Consider the following 22,923-nt stretch of genomic DNA (forward strand, 5'->3'; position numbering starts at 1 on the left):
AGCAGCCGTGTCAAGGCGGGAAAGAGTACCTTGACACGCCTGGTCGGCGACTAAAGATCGGCTGTGGATCGGGGGCGGGGGAGGTCTGGTTGGGGTGGTCGGTCTTCTTGCGTTGCCGGCTTGCGGTTGGGGCTTCTGTGTAAACCGATCGGATGACAGGCCGCGCCGCTAGGAACTCCGGAACCTGAAAGTTCGTCTCATTCACGAACTGGCCGTTCCAGCGGTGAGCGAGGGGTCCGGATGCGCCTGCGCGGTCTCGCGGTGCTCGTCCTCGTCCTGCTCGTCGCCTGTGAGGCTCCCCAGCGGCCCGCCTCGCCGGATCCCCGTTCCGCCGTCGACGAGGCGCTCACGGCCCTCGCCGGGGAGACCGCCGTCGCGTATCGGGTTCCTGGTGCGACCCTCACCGTGACCAAGGGCGGGCTCGTCGAGGGGCAGGTTCCAGTGCAGGACGACACCGTGCGGGCCCTCCGGGTGGGGGGCTCGCTCTACGTCCGCGCCTCCCCGGCCTACTGGCAGCGGCAGGGCATGTCCGCGCCCCGCGCCGAGCGGTTCGGCTCCCAGTGGACCAGGGCGGACCGCGGGGTGCCGTTCGACCCCGGGCGGCTCATGGCGCCCCAGGTGGTGGCCGCCGCGCTGCGGGCCGCCTTGCCGGTGGGCGTGCTGCCCGTCCAGGCGGACGGGGCCTTCGACCTCGGCGGTCTGCGCGTCACTGCCGCCTCGCCGCACCGCGTGCTCAGCTTCCCGCCCGCCTTCCTCGGGCCCGTCGCAGGCCAGTTCGGGCCGCACGAGATCGCCCTCGGCGACGTGCACCTGCCCGACCTGCGTGAACGCCTCGACGAAGGGGTGGCCGAACTCGGCCAACCCCTCATCGCCGGCCCGGTCGTCGCCGCCAGGGTCACCGACCACGAACTCCGCTGCACGGCCAACGGCGCCTGCACGGACACCGTCCGCATCGACAACCGCCTGCTCGGCGCGGCTCCCGGGGCGGCCGCGCGCGTCAGCCTCACCTCGGCCGTCACCTCCGACGCCCTCGGCACCCGCACCTGCGCACGGGACGTCGTCCTCCCGCTGGACACGGCCGCCGACGTCTCCTGCTCGGTCAAGTTCACGCTGCCCCGCACCGACGGCGCGACCAGGCTGCAGGCCGCGCCGTCGGTGACCGCCGAACCCGTCGCCCTCGTCGACCCCGGCGCGCTCAACCGCGACATCGCCGCCGAGCTAGGCCCGTAGCAGCGGGATCACCGGCGCGAACTCCTCCATCGCCATCTCGAACACCGTGAAGTACGTGAACCCGTACCGCTCGCGCATCGCCCGGATCTTCGCCGCGATCTGCTCCGGCGTCCCGGCCAGCATCTGCGGCGCATCCACCAGCCGGGTGGCCGACCAGCCCAGTTCCGACGGCACCCCGGCCAGCCACTCCTCCAGCGCGGGCACCGGATCGTCGGCCACCACGACGTTCTGGATCAGCATGTTGAACTCCACCTGCCGAGTGGTCGCGGACCGCACGAAGCCCACCCGGTCCTCCAGCTCCGCGGCGGAGGCCAGGTCGAACGTCCCCGGCGGGTAGCCGCGCGCGTGCTTCAACCCGGCGAACCCGACGATGTCCGCGTGCTCCGCCGCCAGCCGCAGCACCCCGTCGCTGTTGCCCGCGACCAGCAGCGGCGGCGCGTCGTCCAGGCGGTCCCGCAGCACCTCGATCGTCCGGGCCAGGTGCTTGATCCGCTCGGCAGGCGGCGCGAACCGCAGCCCGGCGTCGTCGAACTCGGACTTCATGTGCCCGGATCCGAGCCCGACGTCCAGCCGCCCGCCGGTGAGCAGCGCGGTCGAGGCGACCTCCCGCGCCAGCAGTACCGGGTTGTAGAAGGGCGCGTTGAGCACCAGGTGCCCCACCCGCACCCGCTCGGTCGCCTGCGCGGCGGCGACCAGCGCCGGGAACGGCGCGGGCATGCCGAGGTGGTCGGGGATGGTGATGGTGTCGTAGCCCAGCTCCTCGGCGCGACGGCACTTGGCCGCCCAGTCGTCGCGCCCGGTCAGGAACCGCAGGGAAACACCGAAGCGGTAGTCGTTCATGCCTTGACGCTAGGCACGAAAAGGCCCTTCCGCCGCCGGTTTCGCCAGCGGCGGAAGGGCCCGTGAGGAGAACTCAGGCGTTGCCGTCGAACAGGCTGGTGACCGAGCCGTCCTCGAACACCTGCTGGATCGCCTCGGCCAGCAGCGGCGCGATCGACAGGACCGTCAGGTTCGCGAAGTGCTTCTCCGGCGCGATCGGCAGCGAGTTCGTGACGATGACCTCGCGCGCCTTGCAGTTGGACAGCCGCTCGGTGGCCGGGTCGGACAGGATGCCGTGCGTGGTCGCGATGACGACGTCCGCGGCGCCCTCGGCGAGCAGCGCGTCGGTGGCCTTCACGATCGTGCCGCCGGTGTCGATCATGTCGTCCACCAGGATGCACAGCTTGCCCTCGACCTGGCCGACGACCCGGTTGGCCACCGCCTGGTTCGGCTTGTCGGGGTCACGCGTCTTGTGGATGAACGCGATCGGCCGGTCGCCCAGCTGCGCGGCCCACTTCTCGGCCAGCCGCACGCGGCCGGAGTCCGGCGAGACCACGGCGATGTCGGCGCTGCCGTAGGTCTTCTTGATGTGGTCGGCGAGCAGCGTCTGCGCGAACAGGTGGTCCACCGGTCCGTCGAAGAAGCCCTGGATCTGCGCGGTGTGCAGGTCGACCGTCATGATCCGGTCGGCGCCCGCGGTCTTGAACAGGTCGGCGATCAGCCGGGCCGAGATCGGCTCGCGGCCCTTGTGCTTCTTGTCCTGCCGCGCGTACGGGTAGAACGGCATGACCACGGTGATGCGCTTGGCGCTGGCGCGCTTGAGCGCGTCCACCATGATCAGCTGCTCCATCACCCACTCGTTGATCGGGTTGGTGTGGCTCTGGATGACGAAGGCGTCCGTGCCCCGGACCGATTCCTCGAAGCGCACGAACAGCTCGCCGTTGGCGAACGTGTGCGCCGTCTGCGGGGTGATCGTCACGTTGAGGTGCTGCGCGACCTCCTCCGCGAGTTCCCGGTGTGCGCGGCCGGAGAAGAGCATCAGGTTCTTCTTCGGCGTGCCGGACTTAGGACTCATCAGACGACTCCCGCTCGGTCTCTTCCTTGTTTTCCTGCGCGGCGAGCGCAGCCTGGGCCGCCTCCGCCGCTGGAGTACCCGGCCTGCGCCGGGGCACCCAGCCTTCAATATTGCGCTGTGGTCCAGTCGACACCGCCAGCGCCCCCGGCGGGACGTTCCGCCTGATCACAGTGCCAGCGCCCGAGTACGCACCGTCACCAACGGTGACCGGCGCGACGAACATGTTGTCCGACCCGGTCTTGACATGCGAACCGATGGTGGTGTGGTGCTTGCGCACACCGTCGTAGTTGACGAACACGCTGGACGCGCCGATGTTGCTGTACTCGCCGATCGTCGCGTCCCCGACGTAGGTCAGGTGCGGCACCTTCGTGCCGGTGCCGATGTCGGCGTTCTTGGTCTCGACGAACGTGCCGATCTTGCCCTTGTCGCCGAGCTTGGTGCCCGGCCGCAGGTAGGCGAACGGGCCGACGCTCGCGCCCGCGCCGATCTCGGCGTCGTAGCCGTGCGCGCGGACCACCTGGGCGCCGGCGCCGACCGTGACGCCGGTGAGCGTCGTGTCCGGCCCGATCACCGCGCCCTCGCCGACCTTCGTGCCGCCCTTGAGCTGCACACCCGGCTCGATCACGACGTCACGGGCCAGTTCGACGTCCACGTCCAGCCACACCGACGCCGGGTCGACGACGGTGACCCCCTCGCGCTGCCAGCGCTGCACGAGGCGGCGGTTCAGCTCGGCGCCGATCGCGGCGAGCTGGACGCGGTCGTTGACGCCCTCGGTCAGCCACGGGTCGTCCACCACGAGCGCGCCCACGCCGCGGCCGTCACCGCGGGCGATCGCCAGCACGTCGGTCAGGTACAGCTCGCCCTGGGCGTTGTCGGTGGACAGCCGGGTCAGCGCGTCGGCCAGCACGGCCGCGTCGAACGCGTAGACACCGGAGTTGATCTCGTCGATCTCCAGCTGCTCCGGCGTCGCGTCCTTCTGCTCGACGATCGCGGTGACCGCGCCGGCCGCGTCGCGCACGATCCGGCCGTAACCGGTCGGGTCGGCGACCACGGACGTCAGAACCGTGACCGCGTGGCCGTTCTCGCGGTGCTCGGCCAGCAGCGCGGCCATCGTCTCGGTGTCCAGCAACGGGACGTCGCCGTAGCTGACGAGAACCGTGCCCGGAAGTCCTTCCGGCAGAACGGACAAGGCGCACGAAACGGCGTCGCCGGTGCCGTTCTGCTTCTCCTGCACCGCGGTCGCGACGGGCCGCCCGAGCGCCTCGCCGACCTTGCCGAGGTGCTCGGCGACGGCCTCCCGGCCGTGCCCGACGACGACGACCAGGTGGTCCGGCGAAAGCCCGGCTGCGGCCCGGACGGCGTGCTCGACCAGCGGCCTCCCGGCCAGCGGGTGCAGGACCTTCGGGGTGTTCGAACGCATCCGGGTGCCCTCGCCCGCGGCGAGGATGACAGTGCTCAGCGGGCCGGTCACGGCACTCCCAACGAATACGGAACGGGTGGTGGCGGGGCCCGATCCTACGTGTCCTGCCTGGCAGCCGGCTGCGGGTCGCCCTCGGAGCCGGGTTCCGCCTCTGCGATAAGGGACTCGCCCGCCGTCGACTGGGCGGTCGCGACCTGGTTCCCGCCGCCGCGTTTCGCCTGGTACATCGCGGCGTCGGCGCGGGCGAGCACCTGGTCGGCCCGCTCCTGCGGGCGCAGCGACACCAGCCCCACCGACAGGGTGACCCCGTGTGACAGGTGGTGGGGCAGCGAGTCGACCGCGGTGACCGCCCGGCCCAGCGCCTGCTTGGCCGCGGACACCGGCGCGCCGGGCAGCAACGCGACGAACTCGTCCCCGCCGTAGCGGGCCACGATGTCGTCACCGCGCAACGCGTCCCGCAGGGTCGAGGCGACCACGCGCAGCACGTCGTCGCCCTCGGCGTGCGAGTGCTGGTCGTTGACGCCCTTGAAGCCGTCCAGGTCGATCAGCGCGACCGCGAGCGGCTGGGCCGTGGTCGAGGCGGACAGCGTGCGCAGGTGCTCGTCCAGCGCGCGGCGGTTGGGCAGGCCGGTCAGCGGGTCCTGCAGCGCCTGCTGGCTGATCGCGCCGTGCTGCGCGGAGAGCCGCTCGTGCTCGCGGCGCGTGTCCAGGGTCGCCAGCTGCGACTCCCGCATGTGCCACAGCTCGACCTCAAGCGCGGCCGAGTACTCCGCCAGCGCCCGAGACGACTCGCTGTCGGCGTCGCTGTCCAGCCGCGCGATCTCCCGCATCAGGTGCAGGTTCATCGACGGCATCGAGTTGTCCTCGGCGAGGGTGAGCTTGGTTGCGTGCAGCGCCTTGAGCGCGTCGTCGTGCTGGCCTCCCTGCTCCAGGCAACGGGCCAGCGCGATCGTGACGATGACCTGCTCGTGCGGGTAGCCCGGCTCGATCAGCAGCCGCCGCAGCCGGTCCACGTGCGCCGGTTCCGGCGCGGCCAGCGCGAGGGCGGCCGCCAGCACGCCCACCTGGTCGACCGCGGCCACGCCGATCTTCCGCGGGAACAGCGACTCGGCGAAGGGGGCCTCGACCGCGACGGCCATCGAGGCCGCCGTGCTGAACTTCGCGGCCGCCTCCTCGTGCCGCGCGACCCGCTCCAGCCGCAGGCCCCAGCCCAGCAGCATCTTGATGCGGTTCATCAGCTGCAGCGTGATCTCGTGCGGGCCCGCGGTCTCCCGGATGGCCTGGTGGGCCCTGGCGATGACCTCCTCGGCCGCCTCGTACACGCCCAGCTGGTTGAGCACGATCCAGCAGTCCAGCAGCGCGCTGGACTGGGCCTTGGCCCACTCCCGGCGCGACATGTGCATGTCCGGGGTGTTCGAATCGTCCAGGATCGCCAGCGCGCGGGCGATCTCGGTCAGCGCCGCGTCCTCCTGCTTGGCCAGCACCAGGCGGCGGCCGCGCAGCGCGTGGGCGTCGGCGCGGAACAAGGCGAGGCCGTGGCGGCGGGTGTGGGCCAGCATCTCGTCGAGCAGCGGCTCGGCCTCGGCGGCGAGACCGCGGGTGACGAGCCTGCCCAGCGACGCCGCGCGGAGGAGCTGGGAGACCAGGACCGGCTCACCCCGGCGCTGGGCCTCGTCGAGGAGCTCGTCCATCGTCCGGACGATCTCGAGCTGCTCGCCGTGCTCCGTGTGCTGCACGGCGGCGATCAGTTCCCGGGCGCGCCCGGCCAGCCAGGCATCGGAGAGCTCGGCCAGTGCCGGCCGCCTGGTCTTCGGTCTGCTCTCGCCTTGCAGCGTGGCGCACCCCCTTCGGGCACGTCGGGGTAGGGCACGGCAGCTCCGCCGCCAGGACTCGAACCTGAACTATCAGAACCAAAATCTGAGGTGCTGCCAATTACACCACGGCGGATCGTGCCTGGTCAGGATAGCGACGTCGAAAAACCGCGCCAGTGCAGGGGTTGTGTCCGCGTTTCAGCGTCTCCCCAGCGGGGCAAACCTCCTGTACCGTAACTTACGGCAACGTAGGTAAGGCAGACCTTTGTCAGGTTTTCCCAGGTAGGAAGAAGTGTTGCGCATGACATCCACTCAGGTCATGGAACCACCCAAGGCCAAGGGACCGAAGCCGGTCATCGACGGGCAGCGGGGGCCCGGCGTCCAGTTCTCCGTCTACCTGGGCGTGATCCTGCCGCTGCTCGCGCTCATCGTGTCCGTGCCGTTCGCCTGGGGATGGGGCTTGAGCTGGGTGGACGTCGGCCTGTTCATCGGCTTCTACGTCATCAGCGGTCTGGGGATCACGGTTTCGTACCACCGGTACTTCACGCACGGCTCGTTCAAGGCCAAGCCGTGGTTGCGGGTCGCGCTGGCGATCGCGGGCAGCATGGCGGTGCAGGGCCCGGTCATCACCTGGGTCGCCGACCACCGGCGCCACCACGCCTTCTCCGACCGCGACGGCGACCCGCACTCGCCGTGGGCGTTCGGCACCTCGCCGCTGGCCATCGCCAAGGGCTTCTGGCACGCGCACATGGGCTGGCTGTTCGAGCGCGACAAGAGCAACGCCGAGCGGTTCGCCCCGGACCTGCTGAAGGACCCGGCGATCAAGAAGGTCGACGAGCTGTTCTGGCTGTGGACCCTGCTCACCCTGGTCCTGCCCGCCGTGCTCGGCGGCCTGATCACCTGGTCGTTCTGGGGCGCGGTCACCGCGTTCTTCTGGGCCGGGCTGGTCCGGGTCTGCGTGCTGCACCACGTGACGTGGTCGGTCAACTCGGTGTGCCACATGATCGGTGAGCGGCCGTTCGCCGCGCGCGACAAGTCGGCCAACTTCTGGCCGCTGGCGATCCTGTCCTTCGGCGAGTCCTGGCACAACCTGCACCACGCCGACCCGACCTCGGCGCGGCACGGTGTCAAGCGCGGGCAGATCGACATCTCGGCCCGCGTGATCTGGGCGTTCGAGAAGCTCGGGTGGGTGCACAACGTGCGCTGGCCCACCCCGCAGCGGCTCGCCCGACTGACGTCCGAATAGTCTCTCCGGGTGGCGGGACGACGTCGAGCGAAACGTGAGGCCACCGGGGTGCGGCCTCCGGGGCCGGTGCCCCGCGTCCGGATGACGGGCGCGGAACGCCGGCAGCAACTGCTCGACGTCGCCCGCAAGCTCTTCGCCGAAAAGGGCTTCGACGGCACCTCCATCGAGGAGATCGCCCACCGGGCGAACGTCTCCAAACCCGTGGTCTACGAGCACTTCGGCGGCAAGGAAGGCATCTACGCCGTCGTCGTCGACCGCGAGACCCAGTCCCTGCTCGACCGCATGGTGTCCACTTTGCACGGTGGGCACCCCAGGGCGATGCTCGAGCAGGCGGCCAGCGCGCTGCTGGCCTACGTCGAGGAGTCGCACGACGGCTTCCGCATCCTCGTCCGCGACTCGCCGGTGGCCAGCGCCTCCGGCACGTTCTCCACGCTGCTCAACGACATCGCGATGCAGGTCGAGCACATCCTCGCGCAGCAGTTCGACGCACGCGGGTACGACGACAAGCTCGCGCCGCTCTACGCCCAGGCGCTGGTCGGGATGGTCGCGCTCACCGGGCAGTGGTGGCTCGACGCCCGCCGCCCCAAGCGCGACGAGGTGGCCGCGCACCTGGTCAACCTGGCCTGGAACGGGCTCTCGCACCTGGAGCACAAGCCGAAACTGCGCCTGAACTGACCGGATTCCCGCTACACTGCGCCACGAGTCGACAGCACGGCGTTGGGGGCGGTGTGGTGAGTGGGGGCCGGCTCCGGCTGAGTGTGCTCGGCCCGCTCCGGGCCTGGCGCGGCGATCAGCCCCTCGACCTGGGCCCGGTCCGGCAGAAGGCCCTGCTCGCCGCGCTCGTGTTGCGCCCGGACGTGGTGGTCGGCGCCGGTGAGCTCCTCGACGACGTGTGGGGCCTCGAACCGCCGGGCACCGGCCGTCGCGTGGTGCCGGTCTACGTCCACCGGTTGCGCAAGTGCCTGCGTGCGGGTGAAGACGAGCCCGCGGACGCCGTGATCGCCCGCGACAGCAGCGGCTACCGGTTCGTCGGCGCCGCCGCCGAGGTGGACGCCGGGACCCTGGACCGGATCGCGGCCGAGGCCGCGGCCGCCGCGCGCGCCGGTGACCTCGCCGTCGCGGTGCGCGCCGCCGCGGACGCGCTGGACCTGTTCGACGGTGAGCCGCTCACCGGGTTGCCCGGCCCCTTCCTCGACGGGCACCGGCTGCGGCTCACCGAACGCCGCATCGCGCTGCAGCTCGGGAAGGCCGGGTGGCAGCTGCGCCTGGGACGGCACGGCGAGGTGATCGACGAGCTGTCCGCGCTCGCCGGGGTCCACCCGCACCACGAGGAGCTGGCCGCGCTGCTGATGCGTGCGCTGTACGCGGCGGGGCGACGGGCGGACGCGCTGGCCGTGTTCACCGGGCTGCGCCGCCGCCTCGTTGACGACCTCGGCGTGGAGCCGGGCGCCGAACTGCGCCGGGTGCAGCAGGCGGTGCTGCGGGGTGATGACGCCGCGCTCGGTGTCACCCGCAAACGCCCGCCCCGCAACGAGTTGCCCGCGGACAGCGGCGAACTCGCCGGGCGTGCGGAAGAACTGGCGCGGCTCGTCGAACCGGGCGACCCGGAGCTGGTGACCGTCATCGCGGTCGACGGCGTCGCGGGCGCGGGCAAGAGCGCGCTCGCCCTCCGCGCCGCGCACGTGCTGCGCCCCGGCTTCCCGGACGGCTGCCTGCACCTGGACCTGCACGGGCACACCGAGGGGCACGAGCCGCTGCGCCCGGCGCACGCGCTGGCCCGGCTGCTGCGCGCGATCGGCGTCGACACCGGTCCGATCGGGCCGGACGTCGACGAGCTGGCCGCGACCTGGCGGTCGGCGACCGCGTCGTCGCGGCTGTTGCTGGTGCTCGACGACGCGAAGAGCGCCGAGCAGGTGCGGCCGCTGCTGCCCTCCGGCGCGGGCAGCACGGTGCTGGTCACGAGCAGGCAGCGGCTGACCGGGTTGCCCGCCGACCGCAGGGTGTCGCTCGACGTGCTCGACGCCGTTGCCGCGGAAGGGCTCCTGCGCCGGGTCGTCGGCGCCGGGCGGGTCGGCCGGGAGCCCGGCGCGGTGCGCGAGCTGGTCCGGTTGTGTGGCGGGTTGCCGCTGGCGCTGCGGATCGCGGGCGCCCGGATGCAGAACCGTCCGATGTGGACCTTCGAGTACCTGGTGGGGCGGCTCGCCGACGACGAGCGCAGGCTGGGCGAGCTCACCGCCGAGGACCACGGCGTCGAGGCGGCGCTGCGGTTGTCCTTTCACCAGCTCGCGGCGGCGGAGCAGCGGACGTTCCGGGTGCTCGGGCTGGTGCCGACGGTCGAGTTCGACGCGCGGGCGGTGGCCGCGATGCTCGGGCTCCCCGAACCGGTGGCGGAGGATTCGCTGGAACGCCTGGTGGACGCGAGCCTGCTGCTGCAGCCGGCCCCGGGCCGCTACCGCTTGCACGACCTGGTCGCGGTGTACGCGCGGCGGCTGGGCGCGGACGAGCCCGCGGCGAGGGCCGGGGTGCTGCGGCTGTACGCGGTCGCCGCGCGGATCGCGAGCGACTGGGGCGTTCACGACCCGTCGAGCGGCCCGCCGGTGGACGACGTGCCGTTCACCGGCTGGGCGGACGCGGCGGGCTGGCTCGACTCGGCAGGTGGCGAGCTGCCGGACGTCGTCCGCTATGCGGCGGAATCCGGGGAAGCGGACTACGCGTGCTGGATCGCCGAGGGGCTCGTCGAGTACCTGGTCCGGCAGGGCCGCTACGACGAGTGCCGCGCGGCGCTGGAGATCGCGCTCCCGCTCGCCGAGCAGTGCTCCGACCGGCGGATGCGGTCCGCGCTGCGGTTCGGGTTCGGGGTCGCGGAGGGGATGCAGGGCCGCTACGAGCGGTGCCGTCCGTGGTTGCACGAGGCGCTGCGGATCAGCAGGCAGGCCGGGGACCGCCGGGAGGAGGCCCGCGCGCTCGGCGGCCTCGGCACGCTAGCGGTGGCGTGCGGCGACACCGGCGAGGCGCTCGCCCTGCTGCACGAGGCGCACGAGCTGGGGCGCAGGCTGGACGACCCGTTCCTGTGCGGGATGGCGATCGCCAACATCGGGCTGACCCACCTGCGGCTCGGCCGGTTCGACGAGGCCCGCGCCTGCCTGGAGCAGGGGGTCGCGTTCGGCGAGAAGATCGGGCGGCCGCGGGCGGTGGCGATGGCGGTGGGCAGCCTGGGGAAGTTCCACCTGGCGGTCGGGCGGCACGCGGACGCCGTCGGCGCGTTGCGCCGGGCCGCATGCGCCGCCGAGGAGGCCGGCGACATCGCGTTGACCGCCGACTGCCTGTCGATGTGGGGCGCGGCCGAGTCCGGGCTCGGCAACGCGGAGGCGGCGCTGGAACTGCAGCGGCGCGCGTTCGCGCTGGTCAGCGAGCGGACCCGGCCGCAGCTGGAACTGGAGATCCGCAACCGGCTGGGCGCGAGCCTGCTCGCGGTCGCGGACGTGTCGGCGGCGCGGGAGCAGTTCGAGGTGGTGCTGGCCAGGACGTCGGGTGATCATGTGGAACGGGTGCGAGCGGGTGCGGGTTTGGCGGCGTGTGAGGTGCCGGGTCGTTGATCGGATGGCGTGGAACGGGCCCGGGCACGCCGAGCCGCTGATCAGGCGGCGTGGCCGGGCAGAGCCGTCTCCTTGCGCAGCGCCCGCAGGATGTCCAGCTCGCGCTCGATGTCGCGCCGCTTGGCTTCCAGGCGCTCGGCTTGCTGGGCGAGCAGCTCCTCCAGCACGCCCGTGCGCTCCTCGGGCGGGGCTTCCAGGCAGGGGAGCAGTTCGTTGATCGTGGCGCTGCACAGGCCGGCGGCGAACAGGTGCTGGATCAGGACGACCCGCTCGACCATCGAGCTGTCGAAGTCGCGCCACCCGCCGGGCGTGCGTGACGATCGGATGAGCCCCTGTTCCTCGTAGTACCGCAGGGACCGCGTGCTGACCCCGGTGGCTTCCGCCAGCTCACCGATGCGCATGAGCCCTCCTCCAGACGCTCCGCCGCTCCCCATTCTTGCAATTGACACCGGTGTGAAGTTTCACGATGTGCGGTGCACCAGCCAAACTCCGTGAAAGGGACTTCCGTGCATTGGCTCTACCTCGGCATCGCCGTCGTCTTCGAGATCACGGTAGCCGTCTCCGCTGGCAAGGCCCAGGGCTTCACCCGGCCCGCCTGGACCGCCGCCACGCTGGTCAGCGGGGGCATCGCCACCTACCTCCTCAGCCTGGCGCTGCTGACCTTCGACGTCGGTGTCGGCTACGCGATCTGGACCTCCGTCGCAGGCGTCGGGATCGTCGTCCTCGGCGTCGTCCTGTTCGGCCAGCGCCTCGACTGGCGCAAGGTGCTCGGCATCGCCGCCGTCATCGCCGGCGTCGTCGGCCTCCAGCTGAGCGGAGCCGCGTGATGGCGCGCCGCACGTCCACCGCACCCGCCGCCGCCTGGCCCGTCCTCCTGCTCGCCGGCGCCTTCGAAGTCGGCTACGCCCTGTCCGTCGGCGGCAGCCAGGGCTTCACCGTGCTCTCCTGGTCGCTCGTCGCGGTCGTCTTCTTCCTGCTCACGCTCTTCGCGCTCAGCCTCGCCCTGCGCACCATCGACGTGGGCATCGGTTACGCGGTCTGGGCCGGCATCGGCGCCGCCGGAGCCGCCGTGCTCGGTCCGGTGTTCTTCGACGAGACCCTCACCCTGGCCAAGGCGCTGTGGCTCACGGTGATCATCGCCGGCGTCGTGTGGCTCAAGCTCGCCGACCGCCCGCGCACGTGATGGTCGTGTCAGAGCCGTGTCAGCCGGGTGTCAGCGCCGGCCGTGATGGTGGGTCCAGCGACCGCCACGAAAGGATCTCCGGTGACTCAGACGGTTCCCATCCCGAACGGACTCCCCACCGACCGCGACGCCGGTCCCTTCGACCCGCCCACCGGGTTCACCCGGCTGCGCGAGTCCCGCCCGGTCTGCCCGCTGGTCTTCCCCGACGGCCACGAGGGCCGGCTGGTCACCGGCTACGACGAGGTCCGGCAGGTGCTCGCCGACACCCGGTTCAGCTCCCGCCTCGACCTCGACATCATCCACGTGCCGTACCTGACCCCGGGCATGCCTGCCCCCACCGAGCCGTCCCCGCAGATGCCCGGCCTGTTCATCTCGATGGACCCGCCGGACCACACGCGGCTGCGGCGCAGGCTCACCGGCGCCTTCACGGTCAAGCGCATGAAGCAGCTCGAAGAGCACATCAACGAGATCGCCGAGCGGCACCTGGCCGAGATGGCGCGGCTCACCCCGCCGGTCGACCTGGTCAAGGAGTTCGCGCTGCCGGTGCCGTCGCTGGTGATCTGCGAGCTGCTCGGCGTCCCGTACGAGGACCGGGAAACCTTCCAGCACAACGCCGCGCGGTTCATGCTCAAGGACATCGAACTGGAGGAGAAGATCGCCGTCGTCGGCGCGCTCAACGGGTACCTGGCCGAGCTGGTCACCCGCAAGCGCGCCGAACCGGGCGAGGACATCCTGTCCGACCTGGCCCGCCAGGACGACCTCAGCATCGAGGAGCTGGCCGGGATCGCGTTCCTGCTGCTGCTCGCCGGGCACGAGACCACGGCGAACATGCTGGGGCTGGGCACGTTCGCGCTGCTGGAGCACCCCGAGCAGATGGCCGAGCTGCGTGCGAACCCGGAGCTGGTGCCGGGCGCGGTCGAGGAACTCCTGCGCTACCTGACCGTCGCCGACGTCTTCTACCGCTACGCCACCGAGGACATCGAAGTCGGCGGCGAAACGATCCCCAAGGGGTCGACCGTCGTCGTCTCGCTGCTGTCCGCCAACCGCGACCCGCGGCGCTTCGACGAGCCGGACGCGCTGGACGTGCACCGCAACGCCCGCGGGCACATGGCCTTCGGCCACGGCGTCCACCAGTGCCTCGGCCAGCAGCTGGCCCGGCTGGAGATGCGTGCCGGGTTCGCCGGGCTGCTGCGCCGCTTCCCGGACCTCCGGCTCGCCATCCCGGCGGACGAGGTGCGGCTGCGGACCGACATGAACATCTACGGCGTGCACGAACTGCCGGTCACCTGGTGAACTCGGCGATCAGCTTCCGGTGGGTGTCGAAGGCGGGCTTGGCGGTGTAGTCGTCCCGCAGCAGGCCGAACTGGTGGAACAGGCCGGGGTTCGCGCTGTCCGCGTCGCGCAGGGCGAAGTGGGTGTACCAGCTCACGCCCGCGTCCGCGGCGGCGCGGACGACGGCCTCCACCACTTCGGCCTGCCGCTCGGCGGAGCGCCCGGGGCCGGTCGGCCAGCCGTGCTCGGTGATGTGCAGCGGGACATCGCCGAACCCGGCCGGCGCCAGGACGTTATCGCGGTGGTGGCGCAGCAGCCCGGCCACCGCCGCGGGCAGCTCCGCCGCCGCGACCGGCCGGAAGACGTCCGGGAAGAAGTCCAGGCCCACGTAGTCCACCTGGCGTACGAACTCCGCGCCGCCCGCCTTCGCCAGGTCCGCGATGAACGACGCGCCCGGCCCGAACAGCGGTGTGGTGTTGAAGCCGACCCGCAGATCGTGCCCGAGTTCGGCCGCCCGCTCCCTGGCCGCGGCGACCCCGGCCACGATCGCCTCGATCACGCGCGGGTAGTAGCCGTCGAGCGTCGGGTTGCCCGGCACGTTCGGCTCCTCCGCGATCTGCAGCGTGCCGGTCACCGCGCCGTACTGATCCACCAGCCGCCGCACGAACGCGCGGTAGCCGTCCACGTCGCCGCTCGCGGACTGGTACTGCGCGACGAGGTCCAGCACGCGGCCGTCGCCGGTGTACCGCGCGGCGTCCGCCGGCGCCAGTGTCTCGTGTGGACCGTCCGAAGTGGAGTCGTCGAACCCGAGGTAGGCGCGGACGAGGAACGGGCCTTCGCCCTGCAGTGCGGTGAGCGCTTCCCGGATCCGCGCCGGGTCGTCGGGCGGTCCGCCCGCCAGTTCACCGGAGTCGGTCCCGGTGACACCGCCGGGGTAGATGCCGAAGAGCATGTCAGTCCTTTCCGGGCCAGGTCAGGGCGCCGCCACGGATCTCGGCGACGAGGCTTTCCACCCACGCGATCTCCGCGCGGGTCTGGTGGAGCGCGTACTCGGCTTCGATGACGTGCAGGCGCGGCACGCCGCTCTCCAGCACCGCGGTCAGCCGCTCCTGGTCGGCGTCGGCGCGTTCGGACAACCGCTGCGCGCGCTCGGTCAGTGCGGCGACGGCGCCGTCCGGCCCCAGCGCCCCGACGTACGCGATCGCGCCCAGGAACTCGGGGAACTCCCGCTTCGGCTCACGGATCCGGCTGTCCAGCCTGCGCACCAACTCGTCGCGGCCGGAGTCGGTGAGCGCGTAGACGGTCCGTTCCGGGCGGTTGCCGCTGCGTTCGGTGCCCTGCGGGGCGATCCACTCCGCCGCGGCCAGCGCCTCCACGACGTCGTACAGCGTGCCCCGGTTGATGGCGCTCGCGCTGCGGGCACGCAACTCCGTGAAGACCTGGTACGGGTGCATCGGCGACTCCAGCAGGAGGCCGAGTACCGCCAGGACCAGCGGGTTCTCCAGCGCGCGACGTGGCATAGTCGAAATCTACCATCAGAACTCGACCATTCCAAACCGCCCCAAGCTTCCGCCCGCGGACCCCGTCGTTAGGGTCTGGACCAGCCGTGGACGGGAGGGGTATGAGCGACCAGGGAACCGACGAGGGTTACGCCAGGGGCCTGAAGAACCGCCAGATCAGCATGATGGCGATCGGCGGCGCGATCGGGACGGGCCTGTTCCTCGGGGCGGGTGCGGCGATCGAGACGTCCGGGCCGGCGCTGATCGCCTCCTACGCCGTCGCGGGCGTGGTCATCTTCCTGATCATGCGCGCGCTCGGCGAGCTGCTGATGTACCGGCCGGTGTCGCGCAGTTTCGTCGACTACGCCGAGGAGTTCGTCGGCCGCTTCGCCGGGTTCGCCACCGGCTGGGTCTACTGGCTGATGTGGGTGGTCACCGCGATGGCCGAGATCACCGCGGCCGGGATCTACGTGCAGTACTGGTTCCCGGACATCCCGCAGTGGGTCACCGCGGCGGTCGTGCTCGGGCTGTTGTTCCTGGCCAACCTGATCTCGGTCAAGGTGTTCGGCGAGTTCGAGTTCTGGTTCTCGATGATCAAGGTGGTGACGATCGTCGGGGCGATCGTGCTCGGCCTCGCGGTCATCGTGTTCGGCATCGGGCCCGCCGGGGAGCACGCCACGTTCGCGCACCTGGTCAGCGACGGCGGGTTCCTGCCGCACGGCGCGGGCAGCGCGCTGCTTGCGCTGCAGAGCGTCATGTTCGCCTACCTCGGCGTCGAGCTGATCGGGCTGACCGCGGGCGAGGCGGAGAACCCGCGGGTCGTGCTGCCGAAGGCGATCAACAGCGTCATGGTGCGGATCGGGGTGTTCTACGTCGGCGCGCTGGTGGTGCTGCTGTCGCTGGTGCCGTGGACCGAGTTCCACGACGGCGAGAGCCCGTTCGTGCGGGCCTTCGACGCGGTCGGCATCCACGGTGCCGCCGGGATCATCCAGTTCGTCGTGCTGACCGCGGCGCTGTCGTCGTGCAACTCGGGCATCTACTCGACCGGCCGGATGCTGCGCACCCTCGCCGTGCACCGGTCGGCGCCCGCCGCGTTCGGCAAGCTGTCGAAGCGGCAGGTGCCCGCGGCGAGCATCACGGCGTCGGCGATCGTCATGGCGGCCGGCATCCTGATCAACGCGGTCGTGCCGGAGAAGGCGTTCGCCTACATCACCAGCGTCGCCACCGTCGGGGTGCTGTGGACGTGGGGCGTGATCGTGGTGTGCCAGCTGGTCTACCGCCGCCGCAGCGACCGCGGCGAGCTGCCCGCCTCGGAGTTCCGCATGCCCGGCGCGCCGTGGACCGGGTACCTCGCGTTGGCGTTCCTCGCGCTGGTCGTGGTGCTGCTCGGGTTCGGCGAGGACACCCGGGTGGCCCTCTACGTCACGCCGATCGTGGCGGTGGTCATCGGTGTGGGCTACCTGCTGAGCAACCGGCCGTCGCGCGTCAAGCAGCGGGCGTGATGCGCAGGAGCTTGTCGTCGTTGCCGTCCGAGGTGGTCACGTACAAGGCGCCGTCCGGGCCGCTGCGCACCGCGCGCAGCCGTCCGTACGTGTCGTCGAACTCGGCCAGCAGGTAGACCTCGGTGACCGCGCCCGCCTGGTCCACCGTGAACATCAGCATCTTCTGGCCCTTGAGCGCCACCACGGCGAGCCTGCCGTCCAGCGCGCCCCACTGCGGCCCGGACACGAAAGCCGCGCCGCAGATCGCCTCGGTGATGTCCCCGGAGGTCCACAGTGGCCGGACGGCGTCCGGGAACCGCTGCAGGTCGGTCATCGGCACGTCCTCGTCGTAGGAGTCGACGGTGCCGCCCTGCGACGGGTCCCAGCCGTAGTTGCCGCCGGCGCGGATCAGGTTGATCTCGTCGTCGAACGTCGGCCCGTGCTCGCCCGTGAAGATCTGCCCGGTGCCCGGCCGCACCGCCACGCCCTGGATGTTGCGGTGCCCGTAGCTGTAGATCCGCTGCTCGTTCGGGTCGGCCGAGGAGATGAACGGGTTGTCCGGCAGCGGCGCGCCGGTGTTCAGGTCGATGCGCAGCACCTTGCCGCCGAGGCTGTGCCGGTCCTGCGAGACGTCCGGCCGCGCGGTGTCGCCGGTGCCGACGAGCAGCGCCCCGTCCGCGGCGATCTCCGGGCGGCACCCGGAGTGGCGGCCGCTCTGGTTGACCGGCAGCCCGGTCAGCAGGTCCCGCACCTTCGTCGCGCTGTGCTCGTCCGCCGACAGCGTCCAGGTGACCAGCCGGATGTCGACCGCGCGGCCGCCCTCCTGGTGCGTCTGGCAGGTGGTGAACTGCCTGGTGGCGGCGAAGTCCGGGTGCACGACCATCCCCATCAGACCGCCCTCGCCACGCGCCCACACATCGGAGAAGTCGGCCTGGACCTGGGTGACCGCGGTGCCGCGGACCAGCGCGAGCCGCCCCGGCCGCTGGGTGACGAGTATCGAACCGCCGGGCAGGAACCCGACGTCCCAGCCGTGCTGCAGCCCGCCGGTCACGACGTCCACCTTCAGCGCGAGGCTCTGCCCGCTGACCGTGGTGGGCGCGGCGACCGTGGTCGGGGTCGACGGCAGGTCCTGGGCGGGCGAAGACGAGCAAGCCGTGACGGCCAGGACGGCGAGCAGTACGGCCCCGATGCGGCGCATGGGATCATTGTGCCGGTTGTCCGGTGAAGTCCGGGTCTTGATCGCGGGTTTCCGTGCGGTAGATCGTCAGGCCGCGCCGCTGGTAGTTGGCCAGCGCGGCGGGCTGCCCGTCGAGCGTGCAGGTGTGCACCCACACCCGCCTGATCGGCTCCGCGCCCGGCCGGCGCTCCGGCAGGTCCCACGCCCGCCGCAGCGCCACGGTCAGCAGGTGCCCGCCGATCCCGCGGCCGGTGAACGCGGGCAGCAGCCCGAAGTAGGCCAGTTCCACCTCGCCCGGCTTGGTGCCGTCCAGTTCGGCGAACCCGGCCGGCGTGCCGCGCACGTACGCCACCCAGGTCTCGTAACCGGGCTGCGCCAGCAGGTCCAGCCACCGCTGCCGGTCCCAGCAGAGCCGGTCCGTCCACTGCCAGTCGCCGCCGACGGTGGTGTAGAGGAAGCGGTTGAACTCCGGGCTCGGCACCTCGGCGCGGGTGATGGCGACCGGCTCGCCCGGCGCCGCGGACGGCCGGATCGCGGCCGGGTCCGTCTGCTCCAGGTACCAGGTGGTGATCTCCACGTCCCGATCGTCCCACGGCGATCTCCTGCTGGAGGAGGAGAACGTGCGGCCGCGATGCCGAGGTGTCCGGGCGGTGGCGTTCCTAGCGTCGGAGACATGTCCATCACCAGGGAATTCCTCCGGGCCCCCGCGCACACCGGCGCGATCGCGGCCAGCTCCCGGCGCCTGGCGGCGGCCGTGGTCGCCGGGATCGGCGTGGAACGGGCGGCGCACGTCGTCGAACTCGGGCCCGGCACCGGGGTGTTCACCGAAGCCCTGCTCACCCGGCTGGGTCCCGGCGCGCGGCTGACCGCGGTCGAGGTCAACCCGCGGCTGGCCGAGGCGCTCGCACAGCGGCACGAGCGCGTCGAGGTGATCACCGGGTCGGCCGAGCACCTGGCCCGGCACGTGCGCACGGCGGACGTGGTGGTGTCCGGGCTGCCGTGGGCGCTGTTCCCGCGCGCCCGGCAGGAGCGCGTCCTCGACCAGGTTGGCGAGGTCCTCGTACCGGGTGGGCGGTTCGCGACCTTCGCCTACCTGCACGCCGCGTGGCTGCCCGCCGCCAGGCGGTTCGAGGCCGCGCTGGCCCGGCGGTTCGGGTTCGTCGGCCGCAGCCGGGTGGTGTGGGGCAACCTGCCGCCCGCCTTCGTGCACCGAGCGGCCGTGACGCCGTGATCGACGCCATCGCCACCCTCCCGCCCGCGCTGGTCTACCTGGTCGCGGCAGCGGTGATCGCCGCGGAAACCGCGCTGCTGCCGGGAATCGTGCTGCCCACTTTGTCGACGCTGCTGCTCGTCGGCTTCCTCGCCGGGCAGGGCACGGTGAACCTGTGGCTGGCGATGGCGGTCGTCGCGGCCGCGGCCGTGTTCGGCGATCAGCTGGCCTACCTGGAGGGGCGCAGGCTGGGGCGGCGGATCAGGTCGGCCCGCTGGCGCCGGGTCGAGTCGCGCATCGCGCGGTACGGGGTGGTGGCGGTGTTCGCGGCGCGGTTCCTCGCCGGGGCACGGACGCTGATGCCGCGGGTGGCCGGCGCGGCGGCGGTGCCGTACCCGCGGTTCCTGGTGGTGAGCATGACCGCGGCGGTGGTGTGGGTGGTGGCCGCGCTGCTGGTGGGCAAGGCGGGCGGGTCGCTCATCGGGTGAGGATGTGCGCGGTCTCGTCGTCGGCGGGCAGGAACGTCTCCAGGCGCAGCTCCGACACCGTGACGTCGACCGCGGTGGCGAACGTGGTGATCGCGGTGAGCAGCCGCATCTCGCCCCGGGAGGTGCGCAGGACCAGCGGCACGGCGAACCCGAGGTGGTCGGCGTCCAGGTTCGGCGGCCCGGGCAGGTAGCCCTCCAGCTCGGCGAGGAGTTCGGCGTGGCGGGGGTGCGGGGCCTTGGCGTGTTCCTGCCGCGGCCGCTCCAGCACGTGGCGCGCCCAGTCGTCGAAGTTCCCGATGCGCGGCGCCATCCCATGCGGGTGCAGGGCCAGGCGCAGCACGTTGACCGGCGGTTCGAGCAGCTCGGGCGCCGCGCCCTCGGTGAGGACGTCCGCGGCCTTGTTGGTCGCGACCAGGTCGCCGAACCGGTCCACCACGATCGCCGGGTACGGCTCGTGCCCGTCGAGGAGCCGCTCCAGCGCGTCGAGCACCGGCCGCAACGCCGGATCTGACAGGTCGGTCTCCGGGTAGGTCGGGGCGTACCCGGCGCTGAGCAGGAGCGCATTGCGTTCGCGCAGCGGCAGTTGCAGCGACTCGGCCACGCGCACGACCATGCCGCGTCCCGGCACCGACCGGCCGCTCTCCATGAAGCTGACGTGCCGCTGAGTCGTGCCCGCGCGGAGGGCGAGTTCGAGCTGGGACAGGCGCCGCCGGGTGCGCCAGTCCTTGAGGGCACTTCCAAAAGCCGTCGTCACCCCGCATGCTTACTACCGGGGGTGCGTCGCCCGCCATTCCCGGCGGGGAATGACCGACTGGAGGTGCCGGGTGCCCGAGCGGTTCACCGACGAAGAGCTGGCCTTCCTCCGGTTCGCGCGGTTCGGCGAGTTGCCGCCGCGCGTGCTGCCCGACGACCTGGTGGAGGTCGTCGAGACCGAGCAGCCCGACCTGCCGGTGCGGCAGCCGTTCGAGATCGGGCCCGGCGGCCCCGCCTGATCATTCCCGGGCGGGAATTGCTGCCAGCGCGCCCCGGCGACACCGTGAGCGCATGCAGATCGGACTACTCCTGCCCGCCGGGCAGGCCCAGCTCGCGGCCGGCGGCTCGGTCACCGACATCGTGGACATCGCCGTGCGCGCCGAGCGCCTCGGCTTCGACTCGGTCTGGGCGGGCGACTCGCTGTCGCGCGCCAGGGTCGAGCCGCTGACCCTGCTCACCGCCGTCGCGCAGGCCACCGAAACCGTGCGGCTCGGCACCGCGACCCTCATCCCCGCCTACCGCCACCCGGCGCAGGCCGCCCTCACGATCTCCTCGCTCGACCTCGTCTCCGGCGGACGGCTGATCATCGGCGTCGGCGCCGGGTTCCCGGGCCGCAGCGAGCACGAGTTCGACCTGGTCGGCGTGGACTTCAAGACCCGCTTCTCGTACCTCGACGACACCGTGGCGCTGTGGAAGCAGCTGTGGACCGGCCACCCGGAGTCCTTCCACGGCAAGGTCCTGCACTACGACTGGCTGCCCGAGGTGCCGCGCCCCGCCCAGCCCGGCGGCCCGCCGGTCTGGCTCGGCGGCATCACCCCGGCCGCGCTGCGCCGCGCCGGGAAACTGTACGACGGCTGGCTGCCGTACCCGCCCGACCCGGCCGACTACGCGAGCGGCCTGGCCACCATCCGCGAGCAGGGCCGCGACGTCACGCCCGCCCTCTTCGCGACCGTCCACCTCGGCGGGGGGACGGCGGCGCTGGAGGAGTACTGCCAGGCCACCTACCAGGCGCCACTCGACTGGGTGGGAAAGATCCAGGTGATGATCACCGGCGGCCCGGACGAGGTGATCGCCCAGCTCAGGCGCTTCGCCGAGGCCGGGGCCCGGCACATCCTGCTGCGCATCGCGGCGCTCGATCCGCGCGAGATCGACCACCAGCTCGCGGGACTCGCCGAAATTTTGTCGCCCCTGCGACGTACCCTGGAACACGAGAGCCCCTGATCCCTCCGCCAGCCCGGGCAGGGGTGTGCCCGCGTGCTCCAGGGAGATCGTTTTCGTGTCCGACCCGCAGTTGTCCGGCCTGCTCTCCGCCGTCCTGCCCGACCCCGCCCTGCGCGCGGTGATCGAGCGGGCCGGCGCGCCCCTGCTGGAACTCTCCGGCGCCACGGCCACCCGCCAGCTGGTGGTCGCCGCGCTGGCGTCCGACGCCGGGGCGGGCCGCCCGGTGCTGGCCGTCACCGCCACCGGCCGCGAGGCCGAGGAGCTGACGGCCGCGCTCGCGAGCCTGATCGGCGCCGACGCGGTGGCCGACTTCCCGTCCTGGGAGACGCTGCCGCACGAACGCCTGTCCCCGCGCGCGGACACCGTCGGCCGCCGCCTGGACGTGCTGCACCGCCTGCACACCGACCGCGCCCCGCGCGTGGTGGTGGCCACGGTCCGCAGCCTGATCCAGCCGATGGCGCCGGGGCTCGGCAGCCTCGCGCCGGTCGAGCTGCGCGTCGGCGAGGAGGAGGAGTTCGAGCCGCTGCTGGAGCGGCTGGTCGAGCTGGCCTACACGCGCGTGGACATGGTCGAGAAGCGCGGCGAGTTCGCCGTCCGCGGCGGCATCCTGGACATCTTCCCGCCGACGGCCGACCACCCGTACCGGGTCGAGTTCTGGGGCGACGAGGTCAGCGAGGTCCGCGCGTTCGCGGTGTCGGACCAGCGGTCGCTGCCCGGCGAGTTGTCCTCCGTCTACGCCCCGCCGTGCCGGGAGCTGCTGCTCACGCCGGACGTGAAGGCCCGCGCCGGCGAGCTGGCCGAGCAGTACGAGGCCGACGCGCAGCTGGCCGAGATGCTCACCAAGCTCGCCGGCGGCATCCCGGTCGAGGGCATGGAGGCCCTCATCCCGGTGCTGTGCGAGGGCGAGCTGGAGCTGCTCACCGACGCGATGCCGGAGGGCACGCACGTCGTGCTGGCCGACCCGGAGAAGATCCGCGCCCGCGCCGCCGACCTGGTGCGCACCGGGCAGGAGTTCCTGGAAGCGTCCTGGATGTCTGCCGCCGGGGGAGGTCAGGCGCCGATCGACCTGGGCGCGTCGGCGTACCGCAACCTCGAAGAGGTCGCCAAGCACGCCGGCGAGACCGGCCGTCCGTGGTGGACGCTGTCGCAGCTGACCAGCGAGGACGCCGACGTCATCCGCATCGGCGTGGAGGCCTCGCCCGCCTACCGCGGTGACCTGGAGCGCGCGGTCGCCGACCTGCGGGCGCACCTGGCGGCGGACGGCACCGCGGTGCTCGTGGTGGCCGGGCACGGCACCGCCGCCCGCGCGGTGGAGCAGCTGTCCACGGCCGGGATCTCCGCGACCCACGCCGCGGACGGCTTGCTCGACCAGCCCGCGCCGGGCATCGTCACGGTCGCGTGCGGTGGCCTCGCCGAGGGGTTCGTCGCTCCCGAGCTGCGGC

At 72.2% G+C, this 22,923-nt stretch carries 22 protein-coding genes, 1 tRNA gene and 1 pseudogene; 13 read left to right on the forward strand and 11 right to left on the reverse strand.

The window, feature by feature from the left end:
* The first annotated feature begins 240 nt into the window (after nucleotides 1–240).
* A complete protein-coding gene (locus tag ACCP09_RS26495) occupies nucleotides 241–1,230 on the forward strand; it encodes a hypothetical protein (RefSeq protein ID WP_433751237.1) in 990 nt (329 codons plus the stop codon).
* Here ACCP09_RS26495 and ACCP09_RS26500 read toward each other — a convergent pair.
* The 5 genes from ACCP09_RS26500 to ACCP09_RS26520 all read right to left on the reverse strand — a co-directional run bounded on the left by ACCP09_RS26500 (nucleotide 1,219) and on the right by ACCP09_RS26520 (nucleotide 6,491).
* Entirely contained in the window at nucleotides 1,219–2,070 is an 852-nt protein-coding gene (locus tag ACCP09_RS26500; RefSeq protein WP_433751240.1) for a TIGR03621 family F420-dependent LLM class oxidoreductase, read from the reverse strand. The genes ACCP09_RS26495 and ACCP09_RS26500 overlap by 12 nt on opposite strands.
* A 73-nt stretch (nucleotides 2,071–2,143) precedes the next feature.
* On the reverse strand, nucleotides 2,144–3,124 hold the full coding sequence (locus tag ACCP09_RS26505) for a ribose-phosphate diphosphokinase (RefSeq protein WP_027934013.1): 981 nt from the start codon (nucleotides 3,122–3,124) through the stop codon (nucleotides 2,144–2,146).
* Entirely contained in the window at nucleotides 3,114–4,595 is a 1,482-nt protein-coding gene (gene glmU / locus ACCP09_RS26510) for a bifunctional UDP-N-acetylglucosamine diphosphorylase/glucosamine-1-phosphate N-acetyltransferase GlmU (protein ID WP_027934014.1), read from the reverse strand. Before glmU ends, ACCP09_RS26505 begins: the two co-directional genes overlap by 11 nt.
* Before the next feature lie 44 nt (nucleotides 4,596–4,639).
* Complete coding sequence (locus ACCP09_RS26515; protein WP_027934015.1) at nucleotides 4,640–6,280, reverse strand: GGDEF domain-containing protein; 1,641 nt, start codon at nucleotides 6,278–6,280, stop codon at nucleotides 4,640–4,642.
* 139 nt (nucleotides 6,281–6,419) lie between these two features.
* Nucleotides 6,420–6,491 (reverse strand) — tRNA-Gln (locus ACCP09_RS26520).
* 183 nt (nucleotides 6,492–6,674) lie between these two features.
* Here ACCP09_RS26520 and ACCP09_RS26525 point away from each other — a divergent pair.
* The 3 genes from ACCP09_RS26525 (at nucleotide 6,675) to ACCP09_RS26535 (ending at nucleotide 11,197) form a co-directional block, all read left to right on the forward strand.
* Nucleotides 6,675–7,601: an acyl-CoA desaturase gene (locus ACCP09_RS26525; RefSeq protein ID WP_378334054.1), complete on the forward strand. Its 927-nt coding sequence runs from the start codon at nucleotides 6,675–6,677 to the stop codon at nucleotides 7,599–7,601.
* A gap of 81 nt (nucleotides 7,602–7,682) precedes the next feature.
* Nucleotides 7,683–8,276 (forward strand): TetR/AcrR family transcriptional regulator, encoded by a 594-nt coding sequence (locus ACCP09_RS26530; RefSeq protein WP_017984892.1) that lies wholly within the window; start codon nucleotides 7,683–7,685, stop codon nucleotides 8,274–8,276.
* Between the two features lie 56 nt (nucleotides 8,277–8,332).
* On the forward strand, nucleotides 8,333–11,197 hold the full coding sequence (locus ACCP09_RS26535; RefSeq protein WP_433751246.1) for an AfsR/SARP family transcriptional regulator: 2,865 nt from the start codon (nucleotides 8,333–8,335) through the stop codon (nucleotides 11,195–11,197).
* A gap of 41 nt (nucleotides 11,198–11,238) precedes the next feature.
* Here the strand turns inward: ACCP09_RS26535 and ACCP09_RS26540 are convergent, their stop codons facing one another.
* Nucleotides 11,239–11,598 (reverse strand): MerR family transcriptional regulator, encoded by a 360-nt coding sequence (locus ACCP09_RS26540; RefSeq protein ID WP_123684851.1) that lies wholly within the window; start codon nucleotides 11,596–11,598, stop codon nucleotides 11,239–11,241.
* 90 nt (nucleotides 11,599–11,688) lie between these two features.
* On the opposite strand from ACCP09_RS26540, the gene ACCP09_RS26545 reads away from it, so the two are divergent.
* The 3 genes from ACCP09_RS26545 (at nucleotide 11,689) to ACCP09_RS26555 (ending at nucleotide 13,673) form a co-directional block, all read left to right on the forward strand.
* Nucleotides 11,689–12,024: an SMR family transporter gene (locus ACCP09_RS26545; protein WP_231960727.1), complete on the forward strand. Its 336-nt coding sequence runs from the start codon at nucleotides 11,689–11,691 to the stop codon at nucleotides 12,022–12,024.
* The gene (locus tag ACCP09_RS26550) at nucleotides 12,024–12,380 is read left to right on the forward strand and encodes a DMT family transporter (protein WP_433751250.1); all 357 of its coding nucleotides are present in this window, start codon (nucleotides 12,024–12,026) and stop codon (nucleotides 12,378–12,380) included. Before ACCP09_RS26545 ends, ACCP09_RS26550 begins: the two co-directional genes overlap by 1 nt.
* An 81-nt stretch (nucleotides 12,381–12,461) precedes the next feature.
* On the forward strand, nucleotides 12,462–13,673 hold the full coding sequence (locus ACCP09_RS26555) for a cytochrome P450 (RefSeq protein ID WP_433751253.1): 1,212 nt from the start codon (nucleotides 12,462–12,464) through the stop codon (nucleotides 13,671–13,673).
* Here ACCP09_RS26555 and ACCP09_RS26560 read toward each other — a convergent pair.
* Together ACCP09_RS26560 and ACCP09_RS26565 are read right to left on the reverse strand one after the other, a co-directional pair.
* Nucleotides 13,663–14,604, reverse strand: coding sequence for a hypothetical protein (locus ACCP09_RS26560; RefSeq protein ID WP_433751256.1), 942 nt, complete (start codon nucleotides 14,602–14,604; stop codon nucleotides 13,663–13,665). The two genes, ACCP09_RS26555 and ACCP09_RS26560, sit on opposite strands and share 11 nt — an antisense overlap.
* A 1-nt stretch (nucleotide 14,605) precedes the next feature.
* A complete protein-coding gene (locus tag ACCP09_RS26565; protein WP_378362966.1) occupies nucleotides 14,606–15,172 on the reverse strand; it encodes a PadR family transcriptional regulator in 567 nt (188 codons plus the stop codon).
* A gap of 101 nt (nucleotides 15,173–15,273) precedes the next feature.
* Between ACCP09_RS26565 and ACCP09_RS26570 the strand changes: the two genes are divergently transcribed.
* A complete protein-coding gene (locus ACCP09_RS26570; protein WP_027934023.1) occupies nucleotides 15,274–16,653 on the forward strand; it encodes an amino acid permease in 1,380 nt (459 codons plus the stop codon).
* Here the strand turns inward: ACCP09_RS26570 and ACCP09_RS26575 are convergent.
* Both ACCP09_RS26575 and ACCP09_RS26580 read right to left on the reverse strand, forming a co-directional pair.
* Complete coding sequence (locus tag ACCP09_RS26575; protein WP_433751260.1) at nucleotides 16,637–17,830, reverse strand: PQQ-dependent sugar dehydrogenase; 1,194 nt, start codon at nucleotides 17,828–17,830, stop codon at nucleotides 16,637–16,639. The genes ACCP09_RS26570 and ACCP09_RS26575 overlap by 17 nt on opposite strands.
* 4 nt (nucleotides 17,831–17,834) lie before the next feature.
* The gene (locus ACCP09_RS26580) at nucleotides 17,835–18,386 is read right to left on the reverse strand and encodes a GNAT family N-acetyltransferase (RefSeq protein WP_433751263.1); all 552 of its coding nucleotides are present in this window, start codon (nucleotides 18,384–18,386) and stop codon (nucleotides 17,835–17,837) included.
* A 96-nt stretch (nucleotides 18,387–18,482) separates the two neighbouring features.
* Between ACCP09_RS26580 and ACCP09_RS26585 the strand changes: the two genes are divergently transcribed.
* On the forward strand, nucleotides 18,483–19,040 hold the full coding sequence (locus ACCP09_RS26585; RefSeq protein ID WP_123684858.1) for a class I SAM-dependent methyltransferase: 558 nt from the start codon (nucleotides 18,483–18,485) through the stop codon (nucleotides 19,038–19,040).
* Complete coding sequence (locus tag ACCP09_RS26590) at nucleotides 19,037–19,507, forward strand: DedA family protein (protein WP_027934026.1); 471 nt, start codon at nucleotides 19,037–19,039, stop codon at nucleotides 19,505–19,507. Before ACCP09_RS26585 ends, ACCP09_RS26590 begins: the two co-directional genes overlap by 4 nt.
* On the opposite strand, the gene ACCP09_RS26595 is transcribed toward ACCP09_RS26590, so the two are convergent.
* Entirely contained in the window at nucleotides 19,497–20,261 is a 765-nt protein-coding gene (locus ACCP09_RS26595; RefSeq protein ID WP_027934027.1) for a helix-turn-helix transcriptional regulator, read from the reverse strand. The genes ACCP09_RS26590 and ACCP09_RS26595 overlap by 11 nt on opposite strands.
* Before the next feature lie 49 nt (nucleotides 20,262–20,310).
* Here ACCP09_RS26595 and ACCP09_RS26600 point away from each other — a divergent pair, with 49 nt between their 5' ends.
* The 3 genes and pseudogenes from ACCP09_RS26600 to ACCP09_RS26610 form a co-directional block, all read left to right on the forward strand.
* Entirely contained in the window at nucleotides 20,311–20,499 is a 189-nt protein-coding gene (locus tag ACCP09_RS26600; protein WP_148085724.1) for a hypothetical protein, read from the forward strand.
* 52 nt (nucleotides 20,500–20,551) lie between these two features.
* Entirely contained in the window at nucleotides 20,552–21,481 is a 930-nt protein-coding gene (locus tag ACCP09_RS26605; RefSeq protein ID WP_378334063.1) for an LLM class flavin-dependent oxidoreductase, read from the forward strand.
* 55 nt (nucleotides 21,482–21,536) lie between these two features.
* Nucleotides 21,537–22,923 (forward strand): annotated as a pseudogene (locus tag ACCP09_RS26610) (transcription-repair coupling factor); the annotation flags it as partial.

Source organism: Amycolatopsis sp. 3B14 (assembly GCF_050958625.1).
GTDB lineage: Bacteria > Actinomycetota > Actinomycetes > Mycobacteriales > Pseudonocardiaceae > Amycolatopsis_E > Amycolatopsis_E thermoflava.

Bases quoted from the DNA above. Each gene is read 5' to 3' on its own strand.
- ACCP09_RS26495 (WP_433751237.1), top strand. From the start codon at position 241: ATGCGCCTGCGCGGTCTCGCGGTGCTCGTCCTCGTCCTGCTCGTCGCC.
- ACCP09_RS26500 (WP_433751240.1), bottom strand. From the start codon at position 2,070: ATGAACGACTACCGCTTCGGTGTTTCCCTGCGGTTCCTGACCGGGCGC.
- ACCP09_RS26505 (WP_027934013.1), bottom strand. From the start codon at position 3,124: ATGAGTCCTAAGTCCGGCACGCCGAAGAAGAACCTGATGCTCTTCTCC.
- ACCP09_RS26525 (WP_378334054.1), top strand. From the start codon at position 6,675: ATGGAACCACCCAAGGCCAAGGGACCGAAGCCGGTCATCGACGGGCAG.
- ACCP09_RS26530 (WP_017984892.1), top strand. From the start codon at position 7,683: ATGACGGGCGCGGAACGCCGGCAGCAACTGCTCGACGTCGCCCGCAAG.
- ACCP09_RS26540 (WP_123684851.1), bottom strand. From the start codon at position 11,598: ATGCGCATCGGTGAGCTGGCGGAAGCCACCGGGGTCAGCACGCGGTCC.
- ACCP09_RS26550 (WP_433751250.1), top strand. From the start codon at position 12,024: ATGGCGCGCCGCACGTCCACCGCACCCGCCGCCGCCTGGCCCGTCCTC.
- ACCP09_RS26560 (WP_433751256.1), bottom strand. From the start codon at position 14,604: ATGCTCTTCGGCATCTACCCCGGCGGTGTCACCGGGACCGACTCCGGT.
- ACCP09_RS26565 (WP_378362966.1), bottom strand. From the start codon at position 15,172: ATGCCACGTCGCGCGCTGGAGAACCCGCTGGTCCTGGCGGTACTCGGC.
- ACCP09_RS26570 (WP_027934023.1), top strand. From the start codon at position 15,274: ATGAGCGACCAGGGAACCGACGAGGGTTACGCCAGGGGCCTGAAGAAC.
- ACCP09_RS26575 (WP_433751260.1), bottom strand. From the start codon at position 17,830: ATGCGCCGCATCGGGGCCGTACTGCTCGCCGTCCTGGCCGTCACGGCT.
- ACCP09_RS26585 (WP_123684858.1), top strand. From the start codon at position 18,483: ATGTCCATCACCAGGGAATTCCTCCGGGCCCCCGCGCACACCGGCGCG.
- ACCP09_RS26600 (WP_148085724.1), top strand. From the start codon at position 20,311: ATGACCGACTGGAGGTGCCGGGTGCCCGAGCGGTTCACCGACGAAGAG.
- ACCP09_RS26605 (WP_378334063.1), top strand. From the start codon at position 20,552: ATGCAGATCGGACTACTCCTGCCCGCCGGGCAGGCCCAGCTCGCGGCC.